The following is an 18063-nucleotide window of genomic DNA, read 5'->3' as shown; positions in this document are numbered from 1 at the left end:
ATTATCAATCGCTAACCATCCTAACATTGTTGACTCTGGGATGGCAGTTTTACGGTGATGAAGAAGAGAGGGACAGGGCGGGAGTTCTCGTCAGCCACAGCCGTATTAAGGAATTTACACGTACAGAACGGTGCTACACTTTGTATGTAGCGCAACTTTCTTTACGGTCAATCGGCAAGGTGTTAAATTGATCACGTTTTAGACCATTTTTTCGTCGGTACCAGCATAATGATAAGGGCGAAAAAGGGTAACGGTTATCTTTTTGAAATACTGCGGGCTCGCTGTTATTTTGGTTTTTGAATAGCTTGCGACACCCGGAAACATCAGGCGATACGTCTTGTACCTCTATATTGAGACTCTGAAACAGAGACTGGATGCCATCAATCAACTGCGTGTGGATCGCGCGCTTGCTGCCATGGGCCCTGCTTTCCAGCAGGTATACAGTCTGCTGCCGACATTATTGCACTATCACCATCCGCTGATGCCGGGTTACCTTGACGGTAACGTTCCCAAGGGCATTTGCCTTTTCACGCCTGATGAAACCCAACAGCATTATCTCAACGAACTTGAACTCTACCGTGGCATGCCGCCGCAGGAATCCCCGAAAGGTGAACTGCCTATCACCGGCGTTTACTCCATGGGGAGCACCTCTTCGGTAGGGCAAAGCTGTTCGTCTGACCTGGACATCTGGGTCTGTCATCAATCCTGGCTCGATAACGAAGAGCGTCAGTTGCTGCAGCGTAAATGTAGCCTGCTGGAAAGCTGGGCGGCATCGCTTGGCGTGGAAGTGAGCTTCTTCCTGATTGATGAAAACCGTTTCCGCCATAACGAAAGCGGCAGTCTGGGTGGTGAGGACTGTGGCTCCACGCAGCACATTTTATTGCTGGACGAATTTTACCGTACGGCAGTGCGTCTGGCCGGGAAGCGTATTCTGTGGAATATGGTCCCGTGCGAAGAAGAAGAGCATTACGATGATTACGTGATGTCGCTCTACGCGCAGGGCGTACTGACGCCAAACGAATGGCTGGATTTGGGCGGCCTGAGCTCCCTGTCAGCCGAAGAGTACTTTGGCGCGAGCCTCTGGCAGCTTTATAAGAGCATCGACTCACCGTACAAAGCGGTGCTGAAAACGCTGTTGCTCGAAGCCTATTCCTGGGAATACCCAACCCCACGCCTGCTGGCGAAAGATATCAAGCAGCGTCTGCACGACGGGGAGATTGTCTCCTTTGGGCTTGACGCCTACTGCATGATGCTGGAACGCGTTACCGAATACCTGAAAGCCATTGATGACACCACGCGTCTCGACCTGGTGCGTCGATGTTTCTATCTCAAAGTTTGTGAGAAATTGAGCCGTGAACGCGCCTGCGTGGGCTGGCGTCGTGAAGTGGTCTCTCAGCTCGTCAAAGAGTGGGGATGGGGCGAAGAGCGTCTCTCCATGCTCGACAATCGCGCCAACTGGAAAATCGATCAGGTGCGTGAAGCGCACAACGAACTGCTTGATGCGATGATGCAAAGCTACCGTAACCTGATCCGCTTTGCGCGCCGTAACAATCTCAGCGTGTCCGCCAGCCCGCAGGACATCGGGGTATTGACCCGCAAACTGTATGCCGCGTTTGAAGCGCTGCCGGGCAAAGTCACCCTGGTTAACCCGCAAATTTCGCCCGATCTGTCAGAGCCAAACCTGACCTTTATCTATGTGCCGCCGGGCCGCGCGAACCGCACCGGGTGGTATCTGTATAACCGTGCCCCAAGCATGGATTCGATCATTAGCCATCAGCCGCTGGAGTATAACCGCTACCTGAACAAGCTGGTGGCCTGGGCCTGGTTTAACGGCCTGCTGACCTCGCGCACCCGCCTGTTTATCAAAGGCAACGAGGTGGTCGATTTAGCCAAACTGCAGGAGATGGTGGCGGATGTCTCCCATCACTTCCCGCTGCGTCTGCCGGCACCCACGCCAAAAGCGCTCTACAGCCCGTGTGAAATTCGTCATCTGGCGATTATCGTCAACCTGGAATATGACCCGACGGCGGCCTTCCGCAATCAGGTCGTGCATTTTGACTTCCGCAAGCTGGACGTCTTCAGCTTTGGCGAGCAGCAAAATTGCCTGGTCGGCAGCGTGGATCTGCTGTACCGCAACTCGTGGAACGAAGTGCGTACGCTGCACTTCAACGGCGAGCAGGCGATGATCGAAGCGTTGAAAACCATTCTCGGTAAGATGCACCAGGATGCCGCGCCGCCGGACAGCGTGGAAGTGTTCTGCTACAGCCAGCACCTGCGTGGTTTGATTCGTACCCGCGTGCAGCAGTTAGTTTCAGAGTGTATTGAGCTGCGTCTTTCCAGTACCCGTCAGGAAACCGGTCGCTTTAAAGCGCTGCGTGTTTCAGGGCAAACCTGGGGTCTGTTCTTCGAACGCCTGAACGTGTCGGTGCAGAAGCTGGAGAACGCCATTGAGTTTTACGGCGCGATTTCGCACAACAAACTGCATGGTCTGTCGGTTCAGGTGGAGACCAACCACGTCAAGTTGCCGCAGGTGGTGGATGGATTTGCCAGTGAAGGGATTATCCAGTTCTTCTTTGAAGAGTCGGGAGACGATGCCGGTTTCAACATCTATATTCTTGATGAGACCAACCGCGCAGAGGTGTATCACCACTGCGAAGGCAGTAAAGAGGAGCTGGTGCGTGACGTTAGCCGCTTCTACTCCTCATCACACGACCGCTTCACCTACGGCTCCAGCTTCATCAACTTCAACCTGCCGCAGTTCTACCAGATTGTGAATGTCGATGGCCGTGCGCAGGTGATTCCGTTCCGTACTCAGGCCGTCACGCCTGCCGTGCCTGCGAATCAGGATACCGCACCGCTGTTGCAGCAGTATTTCTCGTGATGCTTTTCGCCGGGTGGCTACGGTCCGAGCCGTTGTAGGCCCGCTAAGGCGTAGCCGCCACCGGGCAACAACACTACCTGAAACTCACATCTTCACCCGCCTGCGCGGTTGCAGCCTGCTCCAGCAGATCCCAGAAGGTTTCGCCGCTACGGTCACAAACCCATTCATCCCCTTTCAGATCGAAATGGTAGCCACCCTGTCTGGCCGCAAGCCATACCTGGTGAAGCGGCTCCTGGCGGTTAATAATAATTTTGCTGCCGTTTTCGAAACTGAGGGTCAGGATACCGCCGTTGATTTCACAATCGATATCGCTGTCGCCTTCCCAGTCGTCCAGGCGCTCTTCAATGGTCATCCACAGGGTGTCGGCAAGGCGATGGAATTCACTGTCGTTCATGGTTTTGTTCCTGTTTTTCGTGATGCCGGCAGTATAACCCTAAATAATTCCCGTTGCAGGAAAGCGGCAAACTCTTGCTTTTGTGTCTTCTCCTGCGATGATAGAAACAGATTTGAACTTACGGGCAACTTTATAATGAAAAACGCTTTCCGAACGCTTGCCGTTCTCATCACGCTGTTTAGTCTGACTGGCTGTGGACTGAAGGGGCCGCTGTACTTCCCGCCAGCGGATAAAACCGCGCCGCCGCCGACGAAACCTGTGAACAGCGGCATTGAGTCATCTACGCCAGACACTAACGATCGTGGCAACAACGGTGGCCCGACTCAGGTTAATCTCTGACGATCACGTTCTGTACCCGCGCAATGGAGCAAATGATGCAGTTCTCTAAAATGCATGGCCTTGGTAACGATTTTATGGTCGTCGACGCGGTAACGCAGAATGTCTTTTTCTCCCCGGAACTGATCCGCCGCCTGGCGGATCGACACCTGGGCGTGGGGTTCGATCAGCTGCTGGTGGTTGAACCGCCGTACGATCCCGACCTCGATTTCCACTACCGTATTTTCAATGCGGATGGCAGCGAGGTGAATCAGTGCGGCAACGGCGCGCGCTGTTTTGCCCGCTTTGTCCGCCTGAAAGGGTTGACCAACAAACGCGATATCCGTGTCAGCACGGCGAATGGCCGCATGGTGCTCAGCGTTACCGATGACGAGCTGGTGCGCGTGAACATGGGCGAACCAAACTTCGAACCTTCTGCGGTGCCGTTTCGCGCAAACAAAGCGGAAAAGACCTATATTATGCGTGCGGCCGAGCAGACAGTATTGTGTGGCGTCGTCTCGATGGGCAACCCACACTGTGTGATTCAGGTCGATAACGTGGAAACGGCCGCGGTTGAAACCCTGGGTCCGGTGCTGGAAAGCCATGAACGTTTCCCGGAACGGGCGAATATCGGTTTTATGCAGGTGGTGAAGCGTGAGCATATCCGTCTGCGCGTGTACGAGCGCGGCGCGGGCGAAACGCAGGCTTGCGGAAGCGGTGCCTGTGCTGCGGTGGCCGTCGGCATCTCTCAGGGGTTACTGGCCGAAGAGGTTCGCGTGGAGTTACCAGGCGGTCGTCTTGATATCGCCTGGAAAGGACCGGGTCATCCACTGTATATGACTGGCCCGGCGGCACATGTCTATGACGGGTTTATCCATCTATGAAACAACCAGGGGAAGAACTGCAGGAAACGGTGACGGAACTGGACGACAGGGCTGTTGTTGATTATCTGCTGCGCAATCCTGAGTTTTTTATTCGCAATGCACGCGTCGTCGAAGCGATGCGTGTGCCGCATCCGGTTCGCGGGACCGTGTCGCTGGTCGAATGGCACATGGCACGCTCGCGCAACCACATCAATCAGCTTGAAGAGAACATGACGTTGCTGATGGAGCAGGCCAACACGAACGAAAGCCTGTTCTATCGTCTTCTGCATCTGCAGGCGCGTCTGGCCTCGGCGCACAGCCTTGAAGAATTTCTCAGCCGTTTCCACCGCTGGGCGCGTGAACTGGGGCTGGCTGGCGCAACGATTCGTCTTTTCCCTGACCGCTGGCGCATTGGCGCGCCGTCCGGTTTTACCCATCTGGCGTTGAGTCGCCAGGCGTTTGAACCCCTGCGTATTCAGCGTCTGGGCCACGAACATCACTATCTTGGGCCGCTTAACGGACCGGAACTGCTGGTGGTACTGCCGGAGGCGAAAGCGATAGGCTCGGTGGCGATGTCGATGATGGGGCGTGATGGCGATCTGGGGGTGATGTTATTTACCAGCCGCGACGCGCATCATTACGAGCAGGGACAAGGCACGCAGCTGCTGCAGGAGATCGCCCTGATGCTGCCTGAGCTGCTGGAGCGCTGGATTGAACGTGTATGACGGACGCCCTGCTCGCGACTGACGTCTCGCGCTTTCTGCGCTACCTGGGCGTTGAACGTCAGCTAAGCCCCATTACGCTGCTGAACTATCAGCGTCAGCTTGATGCCATCATGCAGATTGCCGATGAGATCGGCCTGAAAAGCTGGCAACAATGTGACGCTGCAACCGTCCGTGGGTTTGTTGTGCGTAGCCGTAAAAAAAACCTAAGCCCGGCGAGTCTGGCGCTCAGGCTTTCTGCGCTGCGCAGTTTCTTCGACTGGCTGGTGAGCCAGGGCGGCTTAAAAGCCAACCCGGCGAAAGGCATCGCCACGCCGAAAGCCCCGCGTCACCTGCCGAAAAATATCGACGTCGACGATGTAAACCGCCTGCTGGATATTGACCTCAACGACCCGCTGGCCGTGCGCGATCGCGCGATGCTGGAGGTCATGTACGGTGCGGGTCTGCGTCTTTCCGAACTGGTTAATCTCGATTTAAAACATCTCGATCTGGAGTCCGGTGAAGTGTGGGTGATGGGTAAGGGCAGCAAAGAGCGCCGCCTGCCGATTGGCCGTAATGCCGTCTCGTGGATTGAGCACTGGCTGGATCTGCGCGGGCTGTTTGGCACCGAGGAGGATGCGCTGTTCCTGTCGAAACTCGGCAAGCGGATCTCGGCGCGTAACGTACAGAAACGCTTTGCAGAGTGGGGCATTAAACAGGGGCTGAACAGCCACGTCCATCCGCACAAGCTGCGCCACTCCTTTGCCACCCACATGCTGGAATCGAGTGGCGATCTGCGTGGCGTGCAGGAACTGCTCGGCCACGCGAATCTCTCCACCACCCAAATCTATACCCACTTAGACTTTCAACACCTTGCGTCGGTGTATGACGCGGCGCATCCACGCGCCAAACGGGGGAAATAATGCGTTTTTACCGCCCACTGGGTCACATCTCAGCCCTGACTTTTGATCTTGATGACACCCTTTATGACAACCGTGAAGTGATCCTGCGAACTGAGCAGGAGTCACTGGCGTTTGTTCAGAACTACCATCCGGCGCTAAAGACGATGCAGAACAAGGACTTTCAGCTGCTGCGCCAGTCCCTGCGTGAGACCGAGCCGGATATTTATCACGATGTAACCGAATGGCGTCGCCGTGCGGTGGAGCAGGCGATGCTCAACGCTGGGCTGAGCGCACAGGATGCGGCCGTCGGGGCTGAAGCCGCAATGGAAAACTTCGCCAAATGGCGCAGCCGTATCGACGTGCCGCAGGAAACGCACGACACCCTGGCAAAACTGGCAGAAAAATGGCCGCTGGTCGCAATCACCAATGGCAATGCGCAGCCGGAGCTGTTTGGTCTGGGGGATTACTTTGAATTTGTGCTGCGGGCGGGTCCGCACGGGCGCTCGAAGCCGTTTAACGATATGTATCATCTGGCGGCGGAGAAGCTGAACCTGCCGCTCGGCGAAATGTTGCATGTGGGTGATGACCTGACCACAGACGTAGCGGGTGCCATCCGCTGCGGTATGCAGGCCTGCTGGATCAAGCCAGAAAAGACGGACCTGATGATCGCCCCGGACAGCCGTCTTCTGCCGCACCTGGAAATTTCACGGTTGGCATCCCTCACGACGCTGATATAATCACCAGTAATATTGTATAAATTACCAGGGTTTTTGCAGTTGTAGGCCCGGTAAGCAAAGCGCCACCGGGCGCTTTGCTGTGTTCCTGAATACTATGTGACGGTGCCAATGGACGTTTCTTACCTGCTCGACAGCCTTAATGACAAACAGCGTGACGCGGTTGCCGCCTCGCGTACCAACCTGCTGGTGCTGGCTGGGGCGGGCAGTGGTAAGACGCGCGTGCTGGTTCACCGTATCGCCTGGCTGCAGAGCGTGGAAAACTGCTCTCCGTACTCCATCATGGCGGTCACGTTCACCAACAAGGCGGCGGCGGAGATGCGCCACCGTATTGCCCAACTGATGGGCACCAGCCAGGGCGGCATGTGGGTCGGCACCTTCCACGGTCTGGCGCACCGTCTGCTGCGTGCGCACCATATGGACGCCAATCTGCCGCAGGATTTCCAGATCCTCGACAGTGAAGACCAGCTCCGTCTGCTGAAACGCCTGATTAAGGCGATGAATCTCGACGAGAAACAGTGGCCGCCACGTCAGGCGATGTGGTACATCAACGGCCAGAAAGACGAAGGGTTGCGCCCACATCATATTCAGAGCTTTGGCAACCCGGTGGAGCAGACCTGGCAGAACGTTTACAAGGCCTACCAGGAAGCGTGTGACCGCGCCGGGCTGGTGGACTTTGCCGAACTGTTGCTGCGCGCCCACGAACTGTGGCTGAACAAACCGCATATCCTGCAGCACTACCGTGAACGCTTCACCAATATCCTGGTGGACGAATTCCAGGATACCAACAACATCCAGTACGCCTGGATCCGCCTGCTGGCCGGGGATACCGGCAAGGTGATGATCGTAGGCGATGACGATCAGTCCATCTACGGCTGGCGTGGCGCGCAGGTGGAAAACATTCAGCGCTTCCTCAACGACTTCCCCGGCGCCGAAACCATCCGTCTGGAGCAGAACTACCGCTCGACCAGCAATATCCTCAGCGCGGCCAACGCCCTGATTGAAAACAACAACGGGCGCCTGGGTAAAAAGCTGTGGACCGATGGGGTCGACGGTGAGCCGATTTCGATTTACTGCGCCTTCAACGAGCTTGACGAAGCACGTTTCGTGGTGAACCGCATCAAAACCTGGCAGGACAACGGTGGCGCGCTGGAACAGTGTGCCATTCTCTACCGCAGCAACGCCCAGTCGCGCGTGCTGGAAGAGGCGCTGCTGCAGGTGAGCATGCCGTACCGTATCTACGGCGGCATGCGCTTCTTCGAACGTCAGGAGATCAAAGACGCGCTCTCGTATCTGCGCCTGATCGCTAACCGAAACGACGATGCGGCATTTGAACGTGTGGTGAATACGCCAACCCGCGGCATCGGTGACCGTACGCTGGACGTGGTGCGCCAGGCCTCGCGCGATCGCCAGCTCACGCTCTGGCAGGCGTGCCGCGAGCTGTTACAGGAAAAAGCCCTCGCCGGGCGCGCCGCGAGCGCGCTGCAGCGCTTCCTGGAGCTAATTGACGCGCTGGCGCAGGAAACCGCCGACATGCCGCTGCACGTGCAGACCGACCGGGTAATCAAAGACTCCGGCCTGCGCACCATGTACGAGCAGGAAAAAGGCGAGAAGGGCCAGACCCGTATTGAGAACTTAGAGGAACTGGTGACGGCAACGCGCCAGTTCAGCTACAACGAAGAAGACGAAGACCTGATGCCGCTGCAGGCGTTCCTTTCTCACGCCGCGCTGGAAGCGGGCGAAGGGCAGGCGGATACCTGGCAGGATGCGGTTCAACTGATGACCCTGCACTCTGCCAAAGGCCTCGAATTCCCGCAGGTGTTTATCGTCGGCATGGAAGAGGGCATGTTCCCGAGCCAGATGTCGCTGGATGAAGGCGGGCGTCTGGAAGAGGAGCGCCGTCTGGCTTACGTAGGCGTGACGCGAGCGATGCAGAAGCTGACGCTGACCTACGCTGAAACCCGCCGTTTGTACGGTAAAGAGGTCTATCACCGTCCGTCGCGCTTTATCGGCGAATTGCCGGAAGAGTGTGTCGAAGAGGTTCGTCTGCGTGCCAGTATCAGCCGCCCGGTCAGCCATCAGCGGATGGGCTCGCCGATTGCGGAAACCGACACCGGCTATAAGCTGGGCCAGCGCGTGCGTCATTCGAAGTTTGGTGAAGGCACCATCGTCAATCTGGAAGGCAGCGGCGAGCACAGCCGCCTGCAGGTGGCGTTCCAGGGGCAGGGGATCAAATGGCTGGTGGCCGCGTATGCCAAGCTGGAAGCAGTGTAACTTTCAGAAAAATATCATTATTTTGTAATAATCTGCTAGCCTTATACGTTGAAGGTCAATTAATGCCCTTCAGCGTTTCGTTGCGTGTTGACGCCACAGTTGCTGCTGGCGTAACATGCGCGCACGATTACGCTAAGAGGACATTCGCCTTGGACACACCCAGTAGATACTGGCTCAATTCCCTGTCATCCAGGAACAACTCCTAAGGCTATCTCCTCTTGCTGATGGCCTTAGTGGTTGTCAGCGACCTGCATTATTCCCGTCGCGCTGAGTCAGGCTGTTTAATGGTCTGAAACCCAATTTGTTTCTGTGTGCCCACCGAACTGTCCGATATTTTTTGCATTGGGAGTCCCGGTCATGTTGAGCGCATTTCAACTCGAAAATAACCGACTGACTCGGCTTGAAGCCGAAGAGTCACAGCCCCTCATTGATGCCGTATGGGTGGATCTGGTCGAGCCGGACGACGATGAACGCCTGCGCGTACAATCTGAGTTGGGGCAGAGTCTGGCCACTCGCCCGGAACTGGAAGACATCGAAGCATCCGCACGTTTTTTTGAAGACGAAGACGGCCTGCACATTCACTCCTTCTTCTTCTTTGAAGATGCCGAAGACCACGCGGGGAACTCCACCGTGGCATTCACCATTCGCGACGGTCGCCTGTTTACCCTGCGCGAGCGCGAACTGCCGGCGTTTCGTCTCTATCGTATGCGCGCCCGCAGCCAGGCGATGGTGGACGGCAATGCTTACGAATTGCTGCTCGATCTGTTCGAAACCAAAATTGAGCAACTGGCGGATGAGATTGAAAACATCTACAGCGATCTGGAAAAACTGAGCCGCGTCATCATGGAAGGCCATCAGGGCGATGAATACGACGAAGCGCTCTCCACGCTGGCGGAGCTGGAAGATATCGGCTGGAAGGTGCGTCTCTGTCTGATGGATACCCAGCGCGCGCTGAACTTCCTGGTGCGCAAGGCGCGTCTGCCGGGCGGCCAGCTGGAACAGGCGCGTGAGATCCTGCGCGATATCGAATCCCTGCTGCCGCACAACGAATCACTGTTCCAGAAGGTCAACTTCCTGATGCAGGCGGCGATGGGCTTTATCAACATCGAGCAGAACCGCATTATCAAGATCTTCTCGGTGGTATCCGTGGTGTTCCTGCCGCCGACGCTGGTGGCATCCAGCTATGGGATGAACTTTGAGTTTATGCCAGAGCTGAAGTGGAGTTTCGGCTATCCAGGGGCGATTATCTTTATGATCCTCGCCGGGCTGGCGCCGTATCTCTATTTCAAGCGTCGCAACTGGCTGTAAAAATCTGGCGGGTGGCGCTGCGCTTACCCGCCCTACGATCGAATTCCCTCTCCCGCCGGGAGGGGGAAAATCACAGCCCTTTACGCACCCGGCGCTGGGTATAAATCGCGTCAGCGACAAAAATCGCCAGTGCCACCCAGATAAACGCGAACGTCACCATCTTATCCGCACCCGGCACTTCGCCGTAAAACACCACCGCCAGCAGGAACATCAGCGTTGGGCCGATGTACTGGAAAAAGCCCAGCGTGGACAGACGCAGGCGCGTTGCCGCACCGGTAAAGCAGAGCAGTGGGATGGTCGTCACCACGCCTGCGGCCATCAGCATTACATTCAGGGACCACGGGTTGCTGCCCATGTGGCTGGTCGGGCTGTCGGCAATGCCGAAGAGATAGATAGCGGCCACCGGCAACAGCCACAGGGTTTCAAACAGCATGCCGGTTTGTGCTTCCACGGCAATCTTCTTGCGCACCAGCCCGTAGAACGCGAAGCTGAACGCCAGCCCCAGCGCAATAACAGGCAGTGAACCGAAGGTCCACAGCTGAACCAGCACGCCGCAGAAGGCGAGGATCACCGCCAGCCACTGCATCCGGCGGAAGCGCTCGCCGAGGAAAATCATCCCCAGCACAATATTCACCAGCGGGTTAATAAAGTAGCCCAGACTCGCTTCGAGCATGTGATGGTTATTCACCGCCCAGATAAACAGCAGCCAGTTTCCGCCAATCAGTACTGCCGAGAGTGCCAGCAGGAGGATCTTCTTCGGGGTTTGTAGCAGCGTTTTGACGCCAGACCACTGACGACTAACGCTCATCAGCGCGATCATGAAGAAGAAGGACCAGATGACGCGGTGAGTGAGGATCTCATCAGCCGGTACGTAAGCGATAAGTTTAAAGTAGGCGGGTGCGACACCCCAAATAAAATAAGCGGCAAGGGCGAGTAACACGCCCTGCCGCGTCTGTTTAGCATCCATCGGGAAAATCCGTGACAAAAAAGTGAATTAACTTTACCCGATTTTTCAGCTTCAACCCACCATATAAGTGGCGGTTGCGCTGGCGATATAAAGTTGTTCTTCGTTATGCAATTCAACACGCGCCACGGCGACCTTATTACCCGCACGGAGCAGGCTGCTGCTGCAGGTGAAGCGGTTTCCGCGCCCGGGACGCAGATAATCGACGCGTAAATCGATGGTACCCATGCGGGATAAGCGCTGACGCAGCTCGTCTTCGTTGATGGTGTCATGGCGCGTCAGGGTGCTGCCAACACATACCAGCCCTGCAGCCACGTCCAGCGCGGAGGCAATTACCCCGCCATGTAAAATGCTCTGTGCCCAGTTGCCTACCATCATCGGCTGGTTGTTAAAACTGAGCTGGGCAAAGTCTTTTTCGTAACGCTCCAGTTCCAGTCCCAGCGCGCGGTTAAACGGCATATGGTAAACAAAAATCTCGCCCACGAGTTTTAACGCTTCTTCGGCGGTTAGCATGGCTGACATGAGACATCACATCCTTAATGTTAATAAAATGTTGATTTTATGCCCGGACAGGCAAGAATGCCACTTTCAGAAACGAGGATGCAGCAGTTGCTGCAGAAGTCTGTAGAATGTGCGCCATATAACGATTCAGATCATTTAACATTTTGCAGGAGAACACCACCGATGCGGACGTATCTGGCAGGGTTACTGGCAGCGGTTGCGCTGCCCCTCACAGCCTATGCGCAGGAAGCGACAGTCAAAGAGGTGCATGATACGCCAGCAGTTCGCGGTAGCATTATCGCTAACCTGCTGCAGGAGCATGATAATCCCTTCACGCTCTACCCGTACGACACCAACTATGTGCTCTATACCTGGACCAGCGATCTCAACAAAGAGGCGATTCGCTCCTATGACTGGGCTGAGAATGCGCGCAAAGATGAGGTGAAATATCAGCTCAGCCTCGCGTTTCCGTTCTGGCGCGGCATTCTGGGGCCGAATTCGGTTCTCGGTGCATCTTATACCCAGAAATCCTGGTGGCAGCTTTCCAACAGCGGTGAATCTTCACCGTTCCGTGAAACCAACTATGAGCCACAGCTGTTCCTGGGGTTCGCCACGGATTATGAGTTTGCAGGCTGGACATTGCGTGACGTTGAAGTGGGCTTCAACCATGACTCCAACGGCCGTTCCGATCCAACCTCACGTAGCTGGAACCGCGCCTATACGCGCCTGATGGCGCAAAACGGTAATATGATGGTGGAAGTGAAGCCGTGGTACGTGGTGGGCAGCACCGATGACAACCCGGATATCACCAAATATATGGGCTACTATCAGCTCAGGATTGGCTATCAGCTGGGTGATGCGGTGCTGAGCGCCAGGGGCCAGTACAACTGGAACACCGGTTACGGCGGCGCAGAAGTGGGCTTAAGCTACCCGATGACCAAACACGTGCGTATCTATACGCAGGTCTACAGCGGTTACGGCGAGTCGCTCATCGATTACAACTTCAATCAGACCCGCGTGGGTGTCGGCGTGATGCTGAACGATATTTTCTAAGACGCTCGAATGTTTTTGCGTTAAACGTTGAAGTTTCTCTCTCAGGCGCTGAAAATAGCGCCTGTTTCATTTCTGGCATATGGGGTTAATGTGGCGCAGGCGGAAGTATTGAATCAGGAGTCGCTGGCTAAACAGGTTTTGCATGAAACCTTTGGCTACCAGCAGTTCCGTCCTGGCCAGGAAACCATCATTGAAACCGTGCTGGAAGGCCGTGATTGCCTGGTGGTAATGCCGACCGGTGGCGGTAAATCGCTCTGCTATCAGGTGCCCGCGCTGGTACTTAATGGCCTGACGGTCGTGGTATCGCCGCTGATTTCTCTGATGAAAGACCAGGTTGACCAGCTGCTCGCCAACGGCGTGGCGGCGGCCTGTCTTAACTCCACGCAAACCCGCGAGCAGCAGCAAGAGGTGATGGCCGGTTGCCGTACCGGACAGGTTCGCTTGCTGTATATCGCACCAGAACGGTTGATGCTGGATAACTTCCTCGACCATCTGGCGCACTGGAATCCCGTTCTGCTGGCCGTTGATGAAGCACACTGTATCTCGCAGTGGGGCCACGATTTCCGCCCGGAATATGCGGCACTTGGTCAGCTGCGTCAGCGCTTCCCTGAACTGCCGTTTATGGCGCTGACCGCCACGGCAGATGACACCACGCGGCTGGATATCGTCCGCCTGCTGGGGCTGAACGACCCGCTGATCCAGGTCAGCAGCTTCGACCGCCCGAACATCCGCTATATGCTGATGGAAAAATTCAAGCCGCTGGATCAGCTTCTGCGCTATGTGCAGGAGCAACGCGGCAAGTCAGGCATCATCTACTGCAACAGCCGCGCGAAGGTGGAAGACACCGCTGCGCGTCTGCAAAACCGCGGCTTTAGCGCGGCGGCCTATCATGCCGGGTTAGAAAACCACATCCGCGCCGACGTGCAGGAAAAATTCCAGCGTGATGACCTGCAGATTGTGGTGGCGACGGTGGCGTTCGGCATGGGCATTAACAAGCCCAACGTCCGCTTTGTGGTGCACTTCGACATTCCGCGAAATATCGAATCCTACTACCAGGAAACCGGCCGCGCAGGCCGTGATGGCCTGCCTGCGGAAGCGATGCTGTTTTACGATCCGGCCGATATGGCGTGGCTGCGCCGCTGCCTTGAAGAGAAACCGCAGGGACAGCTGCAGGATATCGAGCGTCACAAACTCAACGCCATGGGCGCGTTTGCGGAAGCGCAGACCTGCCGTCGTCTGGTGCTGCTCAACTACTTTGGTGAAGGGCGTCAGGAGCCGTGCGGCAACTGCGATATCTGTCTCGACCCGCCAAAGCAGTACGATGGCCTAATGGACGCGCGTAAGGCGCTTTCGACCATTTACCGTGTTAATCAGCGCTTCGGGATGGGCTACGTGGTGGAAGTGCTGCGCGGCGCCAATAACCAGCGTATCCGCGACATGGGCCACGATAAGCTGCCTGTCTACGGTATTGGCAAAGACCAGAGCCACGAGCATTGGGTCAGCATTATTCGTCAGTTGATTCACCTCGGTTTTGCCACACAGAACATTGCCCAGCACTCCGCGCTTCAGCTCACCGAAGCCGCGCGCCCGGTGCTGCGTGGGGATGTTGAACTCAAGCTCGCCGTGCCGCGCGTAGTTGCCCTGAAACCGCGGGTGATGCAGAAATCCTACGGCGGCAACTACGACCGCAAGCTGTTTGCCAAACTGCGCAAGCTGCGTAAAGCGATTGCCGATGAAGAGAACATTCCGCCATATGTGGTCTTCAACGACGCGACGCTGATCGAGATGGCCGAGCAGATGCCGCTCAGCGCCAGCGAAATGCTCAGCGTCAACGGCGTGGGCACGCGCAAGCTGGAGCGCTTTGGTAAAGAATTCATGGCGCTCATCCGTTCACATGTCGATGGTGATGATGAGGAGTAGTCAGCCGCGCAAAAAAGTGCCAGGATGATGACTCACTGAATTATTTCCCCGCGAGCGAATTATGTTAATGCTATTTCTTACCGTGGCGTTGGTGCACATTGTTGCGCTGATGAGCCCGGGCCCTGACTTTTTCTTCGTGTCACAAACCGCCGTCAGCCGCTCCCGCAAAGAAGCAATGATGGGGGTGTTGGGTATCACTATGGGTGTTATGGTCTGGGCGGCCGTGGCGCTGCTTGGCCTGAACCTCATCCTGGCGAAGATGGCGTGGCTGCATAACATCATCATGGTCGGTGGCGGTCTGTACCTGTGCTGGATGGGCTACCAGATGCTGCGCGGGGCGCTGAAGAAAGAAGAGAAAAAACCGCAAGAGCCAAAAATTGAGCTGGCAACGGGCGGCCGTAGCTTTGTTAAAGGGCTGCTGACCAACCTGGCGAACCCGAAAGCGATTATCTATTTCGGTTCCGTCTTCTCCCTGTTCGTGGGCGACAGCGTGGGGGCAGGTGCACGCTGGGGTATCTTCCTGCTGATTGTGGTTGAGACGTTTGCGTGGTTCACCGTTGTTGCCAGCCTGTTTGCCTTACCGGCGATGCGCCGTGGCTATCAGCGCATCGCGAAGTGGATTGACGGCTTCGCCGGCGCGCTGTTCGCCGGCTTTGGTATTCACCTTATTATCTCTCGCTAAGCATGACGCGCTGACGCAAGCAGCGCGCCAACCAGCATAAACAGCGAACCAAACACTTTGTTCAGGGCCTTCATTTGCTTAGGCCCTTTAATCCATGCTGCAATCCGCTGCGCCAGCGTCGCGTAGCCAATCATCACAATAATATCGACAACAATGGTGGTCACGCCCAGGACTACATACTGCATGACCTGCGGCTGATGCGGGACGATAAACTGCGGGAACAGGGCAGCCAGAAAAACGATGCTTTTTGGGTTGGTCAGATTCACAAACACCGCCCGCTTAAACAGGCGACCGCGCGTTTGCGTCCGGGCAAGAGTGTTGAGATCAATTGAGCCTGCTGCTCGCCACTGCTGAATACCGAGCCAAATCAGATATGCCGCACCGGCCCATTTCAGCACTTCAAATGCCAGCACCGAGCGGGAGAAGAGCGTCCCTAAACCCACGCCCACCAGCACAATGTGAATCCCCAGTCCGGTTTGCAAACCGGCAATGGATGCTGCCGCCCCGCGATAACCGTGGTTAATGGAGGTTGTCATGGTATTAATTGCCCCCGAACCCGGTGACAGGCTGAGGATGATGGATGTCAGCAGGTAAGCGAACCACCACTCGAAGGTCATTTGAAACTCCCGAATCGTCTGTTTTTATGCCACAATACGCTATTGTTGAGTCATTTTGTGACCAGTTACGAAAAAAACGATATTCCCTGAATGACGGGGGGTGGAAACCCGATGTTGCAGCAGAAAAAGGACTGGGAAACACGAGAAAACGCATTTGCTGCTTTCTCCATGGGGCCGCTGACCGATTTCTGGCGTCAGCGTGAGGAAGATGAGTTTACGGGCGTCGGGAATATCCCGGTGCGCTTTGTTCGTTTCCGTGATGAAAAAAATGACCGGGTGATTGTGGTCTGCCCCGGGCGTATCGAAAGCTACATAAAATATGCCGAGCTGGCGTACGACCTGTTCCATCTGGGTTTTGACGTGTTAATTATCGACCATCGCGGGCAGGGGCTTTCTGGTCGAATGTTGCCGGATACCCATCGCGGCCATGTAGATAACTTCAGTGATTATGTCGACGATCTTGCCGCCTTCTGGCAGCAGGAAGTGCAGCCCGGCCCGTGGCGTAAGCGCTATATTCTTGCGCACTCCATGGGCGGCGCGATCTCTACGCTCTTTTTGCAGCGCTACGATCACCAGTGCGATGCCATTGCGCTGACCGCGCCGATGTATGGCATTGTGATACGTTTTCCGGACTGGATGGTGCGCCATCTTCTCGACTGGGCTGAGGGCCATCAGCGCATTCGTGAAGGCTACGCCATCGGAACAGGGCGCTGGCGGGCTTTGCCGTTTGCCCTCAACGTCTTAACCCATAGCCGTCAGCGTTATCGCCGCAACCTGCGCTTCTATGCCGATGAGCCTCGCTTGCGCGTTGGCGGCCCCACCTGGCACTGGGTGCGGGAGGGGATACATGCAGGGGAGCAGGTTCTGGCGGGCGTTGGTGATGATGACACGCCGACACTCCTGATTCAGGCTGAAGAAGAGCGTGTGGTGGATAACCGCATGCATGACCGTTTTTGTGAACTGCGCGCTGCCGCCGGTCACCCTTGTGAAGGGGGTAAACCGCTGGTCATCAACGGCGCGTACCATGAGATCCTTTTTGAAAAGGACGCTATGCGCTCAGTCGCGCTTAACGCCATCGTCGAGTTTTTCGACCGGCATAACTGATTTTCTATTGAGGTTAAATTTTCCTATGTACCAGGTTGTTGCATCTGATTTAGATGGCACGCTGCTTTCCCCCGACCACACCCTGTCGCCGTACGCGAAAGAGACCTTAAAGCTGCTGACTGCCCGTGGCGTGCACTTTGTGTTTGCCACCGGGCGCCACCACGTGGATGTGGGGCAGATCCGCGATAATCTTGAGATTAAATCGTACATGATCACCTCCAACGGTGCGCGCGTTCACGACACCGATGGCAATCTGATCTTTACCCACAACCTGGATCGTGATATTGCCGCCGATCTGTTCGGTGTGGTGCACAATAATCCGGCTATCGTCACGAACGTTTACCGCGACGATGACTGGTTCATGAACCGCCACCGCCCGGAAGAGATGCGCTTCTTCAAAGAAGCGGTGTTTAACTACTCCCTGTATGAGCCAGGTCTGCTCGAGCCGGAAGGGATCAGCAAAGTCTTCTTTACCTGCGAAAGTCACGAAGAACTGCTGCCGCTGGAGCAGGCGATCAACGCCCGCTGGGGCGATCGCGTCAACGTAAGCTTCTCCACGCTGACCTGCCTGGAAGTGATGGCGGGTGGCGTTTCCAAGGGGCACGCTCTGGAAGCGGTGGCCAAACGCATGGGCTTTGAGCTGAAAGACTGTATCGCCTTTGGTGATGGCATGAACGATGCTGAGATGCTCTCGATGGCGGGTAAAGGCTGCATCATGCAGAACGCGCACCAGCGCCTGAAAGACCTGCACCCGGAGCTGGAAGTGATCGGCACCAACGCAGACAATGCGGTACCAAAATATCTGCGCAAGCTGTTCCTTGAATAATCTTCATTTGGTTTTTTATTGCTC

General features: G+C 56.1%; 18 protein-coding genes. 14 read left to right on the top strand and 4 right to left on the bottom strand.

Annotated elements, in window-relative coordinates; genetic code table 11:
• Nucleotides 1-337 precede the first annotated feature (337 nt).
• Nucleotides 338-2881: a class I adenylate cyclase gene (gene cyaA, locus APU11_RS17175; protein WP_013099262.1), complete on the top strand. Its 2544-nt coding sequence runs from the start codon at nucleotides 338-340 to the stop codon at nucleotides 2879-2881.
• A 73-nt stretch (nucleotides 2882-2954) separates the two neighbouring features.
• Here cyaA and cyaY read toward each other — a convergent pair whose 3' ends face one another.
• Entirely contained in the window at nucleotides 2955-3275 is a 321-nt protein-coding gene (gene cyaY / locus APU11_RS17170; protein WP_013099261.1) for an iron donor protein CyaY, read from the bottom strand.
• A 135-nt stretch (nucleotides 3276-3410) separates the two neighbouring features.
• Here cyaY and APU11_RS17165 point away from each other — a divergent pair, with 135 nt between their 5' ends.
• The 8 genes from APU11_RS17165 (at nucleotide 3411) to corA (ending at nucleotide 10372) form a co-directional block, all read left to right on the top strand.
• Nucleotides 3411-3614 carry a lipoprotein gene (locus APU11_RS17165; RefSeq protein ID WP_013099260.1) on the top strand — a complete coding sequence of 68 codons (204 nt, stop codon included), beginning with the start codon at nucleotides 3411-3413 and terminating at the stop codon, nucleotides 3612-3614.
• 35 nt (nucleotides 3615-3649) lie between these two features.
• A complete protein-coding gene (gene dapF / locus APU11_RS17160; protein WP_013099259.1) occupies nucleotides 3650-4474 on the top strand; it encodes a diaminopimelate epimerase in 825 nt (274 codons plus the stop codon).
• Nucleotides 4471-5178, top strand: coding sequence for a DUF484 domain-containing protein (locus APU11_RS17155; RefSeq protein ID WP_013099258.1), 708 nt, complete (start codon nucleotides 4471-4473; stop codon nucleotides 5176-5178). The genes dapF and APU11_RS17155 overlap by 4 nt, the downstream gene beginning before the upstream one ends.
• On the top strand, nucleotides 5175-6077 hold the full coding sequence (gene xerC, locus APU11_RS17150) for a tyrosine recombinase XerC (RefSeq protein WP_038420795.1): 903 nt from the start codon (nucleotides 5175-5177) through the stop codon (nucleotides 6075-6077). The genes APU11_RS17155 and xerC overlap by 4 nt, the downstream gene beginning before the upstream one ends.
• Nucleotides 6077-6793, top strand: a complete 717-nt coding sequence (gene yigB, locus APU11_RS17145; protein ID WP_013099256.1) for a 5-amino-6-(5-phospho-D-ribitylamino)uracil phosphatase YigB — start codon at nucleotides 6077-6079, stop codon at nucleotides 6791-6793. Before xerC ends, yigB begins: the two co-directional genes overlap by 1 nt.
• A gap of 108 nt (nucleotides 6794-6901) precedes the next feature.
• Nucleotides 6902-9064 (top strand): DNA helicase II, encoded by a 2163-nt coding sequence (uvrD, locus tag APU11_RS17140; RefSeq protein WP_013099255.1) that lies wholly within the window; start codon nucleotides 6902-6904, stop codon nucleotides 9062-9064.
• Nucleotides 9065-9213: 149 nt separating this feature from the next.
• Complete coding sequence (ysgD, locus tag APU11_RS28945) at nucleotides 9214-9270, top strand: YsgD/CorL family protein (protein WP_212743980.1); 57 nt, start codon at nucleotides 9214-9216, stop codon at nucleotides 9268-9270.
• Nucleotides 9271-9421: 151 nt separating this feature from the next.
• On the top strand, nucleotides 9422-10372 hold the full coding sequence (corA, locus tag APU11_RS17135) for a magnesium/cobalt transporter CorA (protein ID WP_008501540.1): 951 nt from the start codon (nucleotides 9422-9424) through the stop codon (nucleotides 10370-10372).
• 70 nt (nucleotides 10373-10442) lie between these two features.
• Here corA and rarD read toward each other — a convergent pair whose 3' ends face one another.
• Together rarD and yigI are read right to left on the bottom strand one after the other, a co-directional pair.
• Nucleotides 10443-11339 carry an EamA family transporter RarD gene (rarD, locus tag APU11_RS17130; RefSeq protein ID WP_058650622.1) on the bottom strand — a complete coding sequence of 299 codons (897 nt, stop codon included), beginning with the start codon at nucleotides 11337-11339 and terminating at the stop codon, nucleotides 10443-10445.
• 51 nt (nucleotides 11340-11390) lie between these two features.
• Complete coding sequence (yigI, locus tag APU11_RS17125; protein WP_013099253.1) at nucleotides 11391-11858, bottom strand: acyl-CoA thioesterase YigI; 468 nt, start codon at nucleotides 11856-11858, stop codon at nucleotides 11391-11393.
• Between the two features lie 162 nt (nucleotides 11859-12020).
• Between yigI and pldA the strand changes: the two genes are divergently transcribed.
• The 3 genes from pldA to rhtC all read left to right on the top strand — a co-directional run bounded on the left by pldA (nucleotide 12021) and on the right by rhtC (nucleotide 15492).
• Complete coding sequence (gene pldA, locus APU11_RS17120; RefSeq protein WP_013099252.1) at nucleotides 12021-12890, top strand: phospholipase A; 870 nt, start codon at nucleotides 12021-12023, stop codon at nucleotides 12888-12890.
• Between the two features lie 90 nt (nucleotides 12891-12980).
• Nucleotides 12981-14810, top strand: a complete 1830-nt coding sequence (gene recQ, locus APU11_RS17115) for an ATP-dependent DNA helicase RecQ (protein ID WP_029883130.1) — start codon at nucleotides 12981-12983, stop codon at nucleotides 14808-14810.
• Nucleotides 14811-14871: 61 nt separating this feature from the next.
• Complete coding sequence (gene rhtC, locus APU11_RS17110; protein ID WP_048972354.1) at nucleotides 14872-15492, top strand: threonine export protein RhtC; 621 nt, start codon at nucleotides 14872-14874, stop codon at nucleotides 15490-15492.
• Here the strand turns inward: rhtC and rhtB are convergent.
• Complete coding sequence (rhtB, locus tag APU11_RS17105; protein ID WP_013099249.1) at nucleotides 15489-16109, bottom strand: homoserine/homoserine lactone efflux protein; 621 nt, start codon at nucleotides 16107-16109, stop codon at nucleotides 15489-15491. The two genes, rhtC and rhtB, sit on opposite strands and share 4 nt — an antisense overlap.
• Nucleotides 16110-16220: 111 nt before the next feature.
• On the opposite strand from rhtB, the gene pldB reads away from it, so the two are divergent.
• Nucleotides 16221-17213: a lysophospholipase L2 gene (gene pldB, locus APU11_RS17100; RefSeq protein ID WP_013099248.1), complete on the top strand. Its 993-nt coding sequence runs from the start codon at nucleotides 16221-16223 to the stop codon at nucleotides 17211-17213.
• 25 nt (nucleotides 17214-17238) lie between these two features.
• Nucleotides 17239-18039 carry a sugar/pyridoxal phosphate phosphatase YigL gene (gene yigL / locus APU11_RS17095; RefSeq protein WP_013099247.1) on the top strand — a complete coding sequence of 267 codons (801 nt, stop codon included), beginning with the start codon at nucleotides 17239-17241 and terminating at the stop codon, nucleotides 18037-18039.
• Nucleotides 18040-18063: the final 24 nt, after the last annotated feature.

It is taken from the genome of Enterobacter sp. 50793107, from assembly GCF_001463365.1.
Lineage (GTDB): Bacteria > Pseudomonadota > Gammaproteobacteria > Enterobacterales > Enterobacteriaceae > Enterobacter > Enterobacter cloacae.
The sequence above is the reverse complement of the archived record's forward strand: the minus strand, read 5'-3'. Positions and strand labels throughout refer to the sequence as shown.

Excerpts from the sequence above, each read along its gene's own strand:
- rhtC (WP_048972354.1), top strand. The coding sequence starts at position 14,872 with ATGTTAATGCTATTTCTTACCGTGGCGTTGGTGCACATTGTTGCGCTG.
- yigL (WP_013099247.1), top strand. The coding sequence starts at position 17,239 with ATGTACCAGGTTGTTGCATCTGATTTAGATGGCACGCTGCTTTCCCCC.
- xerC (WP_038420795.1), top strand. The coding sequence starts at position 5,175 with ATGACGGACGCCCTGCTCGCGACTGACGTCTCGCGCTTTCTGCGCTAC.
- uvrD (WP_013099255.1), top strand. The coding sequence starts at position 6,902 with ATGGACGTTTCTTACCTGCTCGACAGCCTTAATGACAAACAGCGTGAC.
- rarD (WP_058650622.1), bottom strand. The coding sequence starts at position 11,339 with ATGGATGCTAAACAGACGCGGCAGGGCGTGTTACTCGCCCTTGCCGCT.
- APU11_RS17165 (WP_013099260.1), top strand. The coding sequence starts at position 3,411 with ATGAAAAACGCTTTCCGAACGCTTGCCGTTCTCATCACGCTGTTTAGT.
- APU11_RS17155 (WP_013099258.1), top strand. The coding sequence starts at position 4,471 with ATGAAACAACCAGGGGAAGAACTGCAGGAAACGGTGACGGAACTGGAC.
- rhtB (WP_013099249.1), bottom strand. The coding sequence starts at position 16,109 with ATGACCTTCGAGTGGTGGTTCGCTTACCTGCTGACATCCATCATCCTC.
- yigI (WP_013099253.1), bottom strand. The coding sequence starts at position 11,858 with ATGTCAGCCATGCTAACCGCCGAAGAAGCGTTAAAACTCGTGGGCGAG.
- cyaY (WP_013099261.1), bottom strand. The coding sequence starts at position 3,275 with ATGAACGACAGTGAATTCCATCGCCTTGCCGACACCCTGTGGATGACC.
- dapF (WP_013099259.1), top strand. The coding sequence starts at position 3,650 with ATGCAGTTCTCTAAAATGCATGGCCTTGGTAACGATTTTATGGTCGTC.
- corA (WP_008501540.1), top strand. The coding sequence starts at position 9,422 with ATGTTGAGCGCATTTCAACTCGAAAATAACCGACTGACTCGGCTTGAA.
- pldB (WP_013099248.1), top strand. The coding sequence starts at position 16,221 with ATGTTGCAGCAGAAAAAGGACTGGGAAACACGAGAAAACGCATTTGCT.
- pldA (WP_013099252.1), top strand. The coding sequence starts at position 12,021 with ATGCGGACGTATCTGGCAGGGTTACTGGCAGCGGTTGCGCTGCCCCTC.
- yigB (WP_013099256.1), top strand. The coding sequence starts at position 6,077 with ATGCGTTTTTACCGCCCACTGGGTCACATCTCAGCCCTGACTTTTGAT.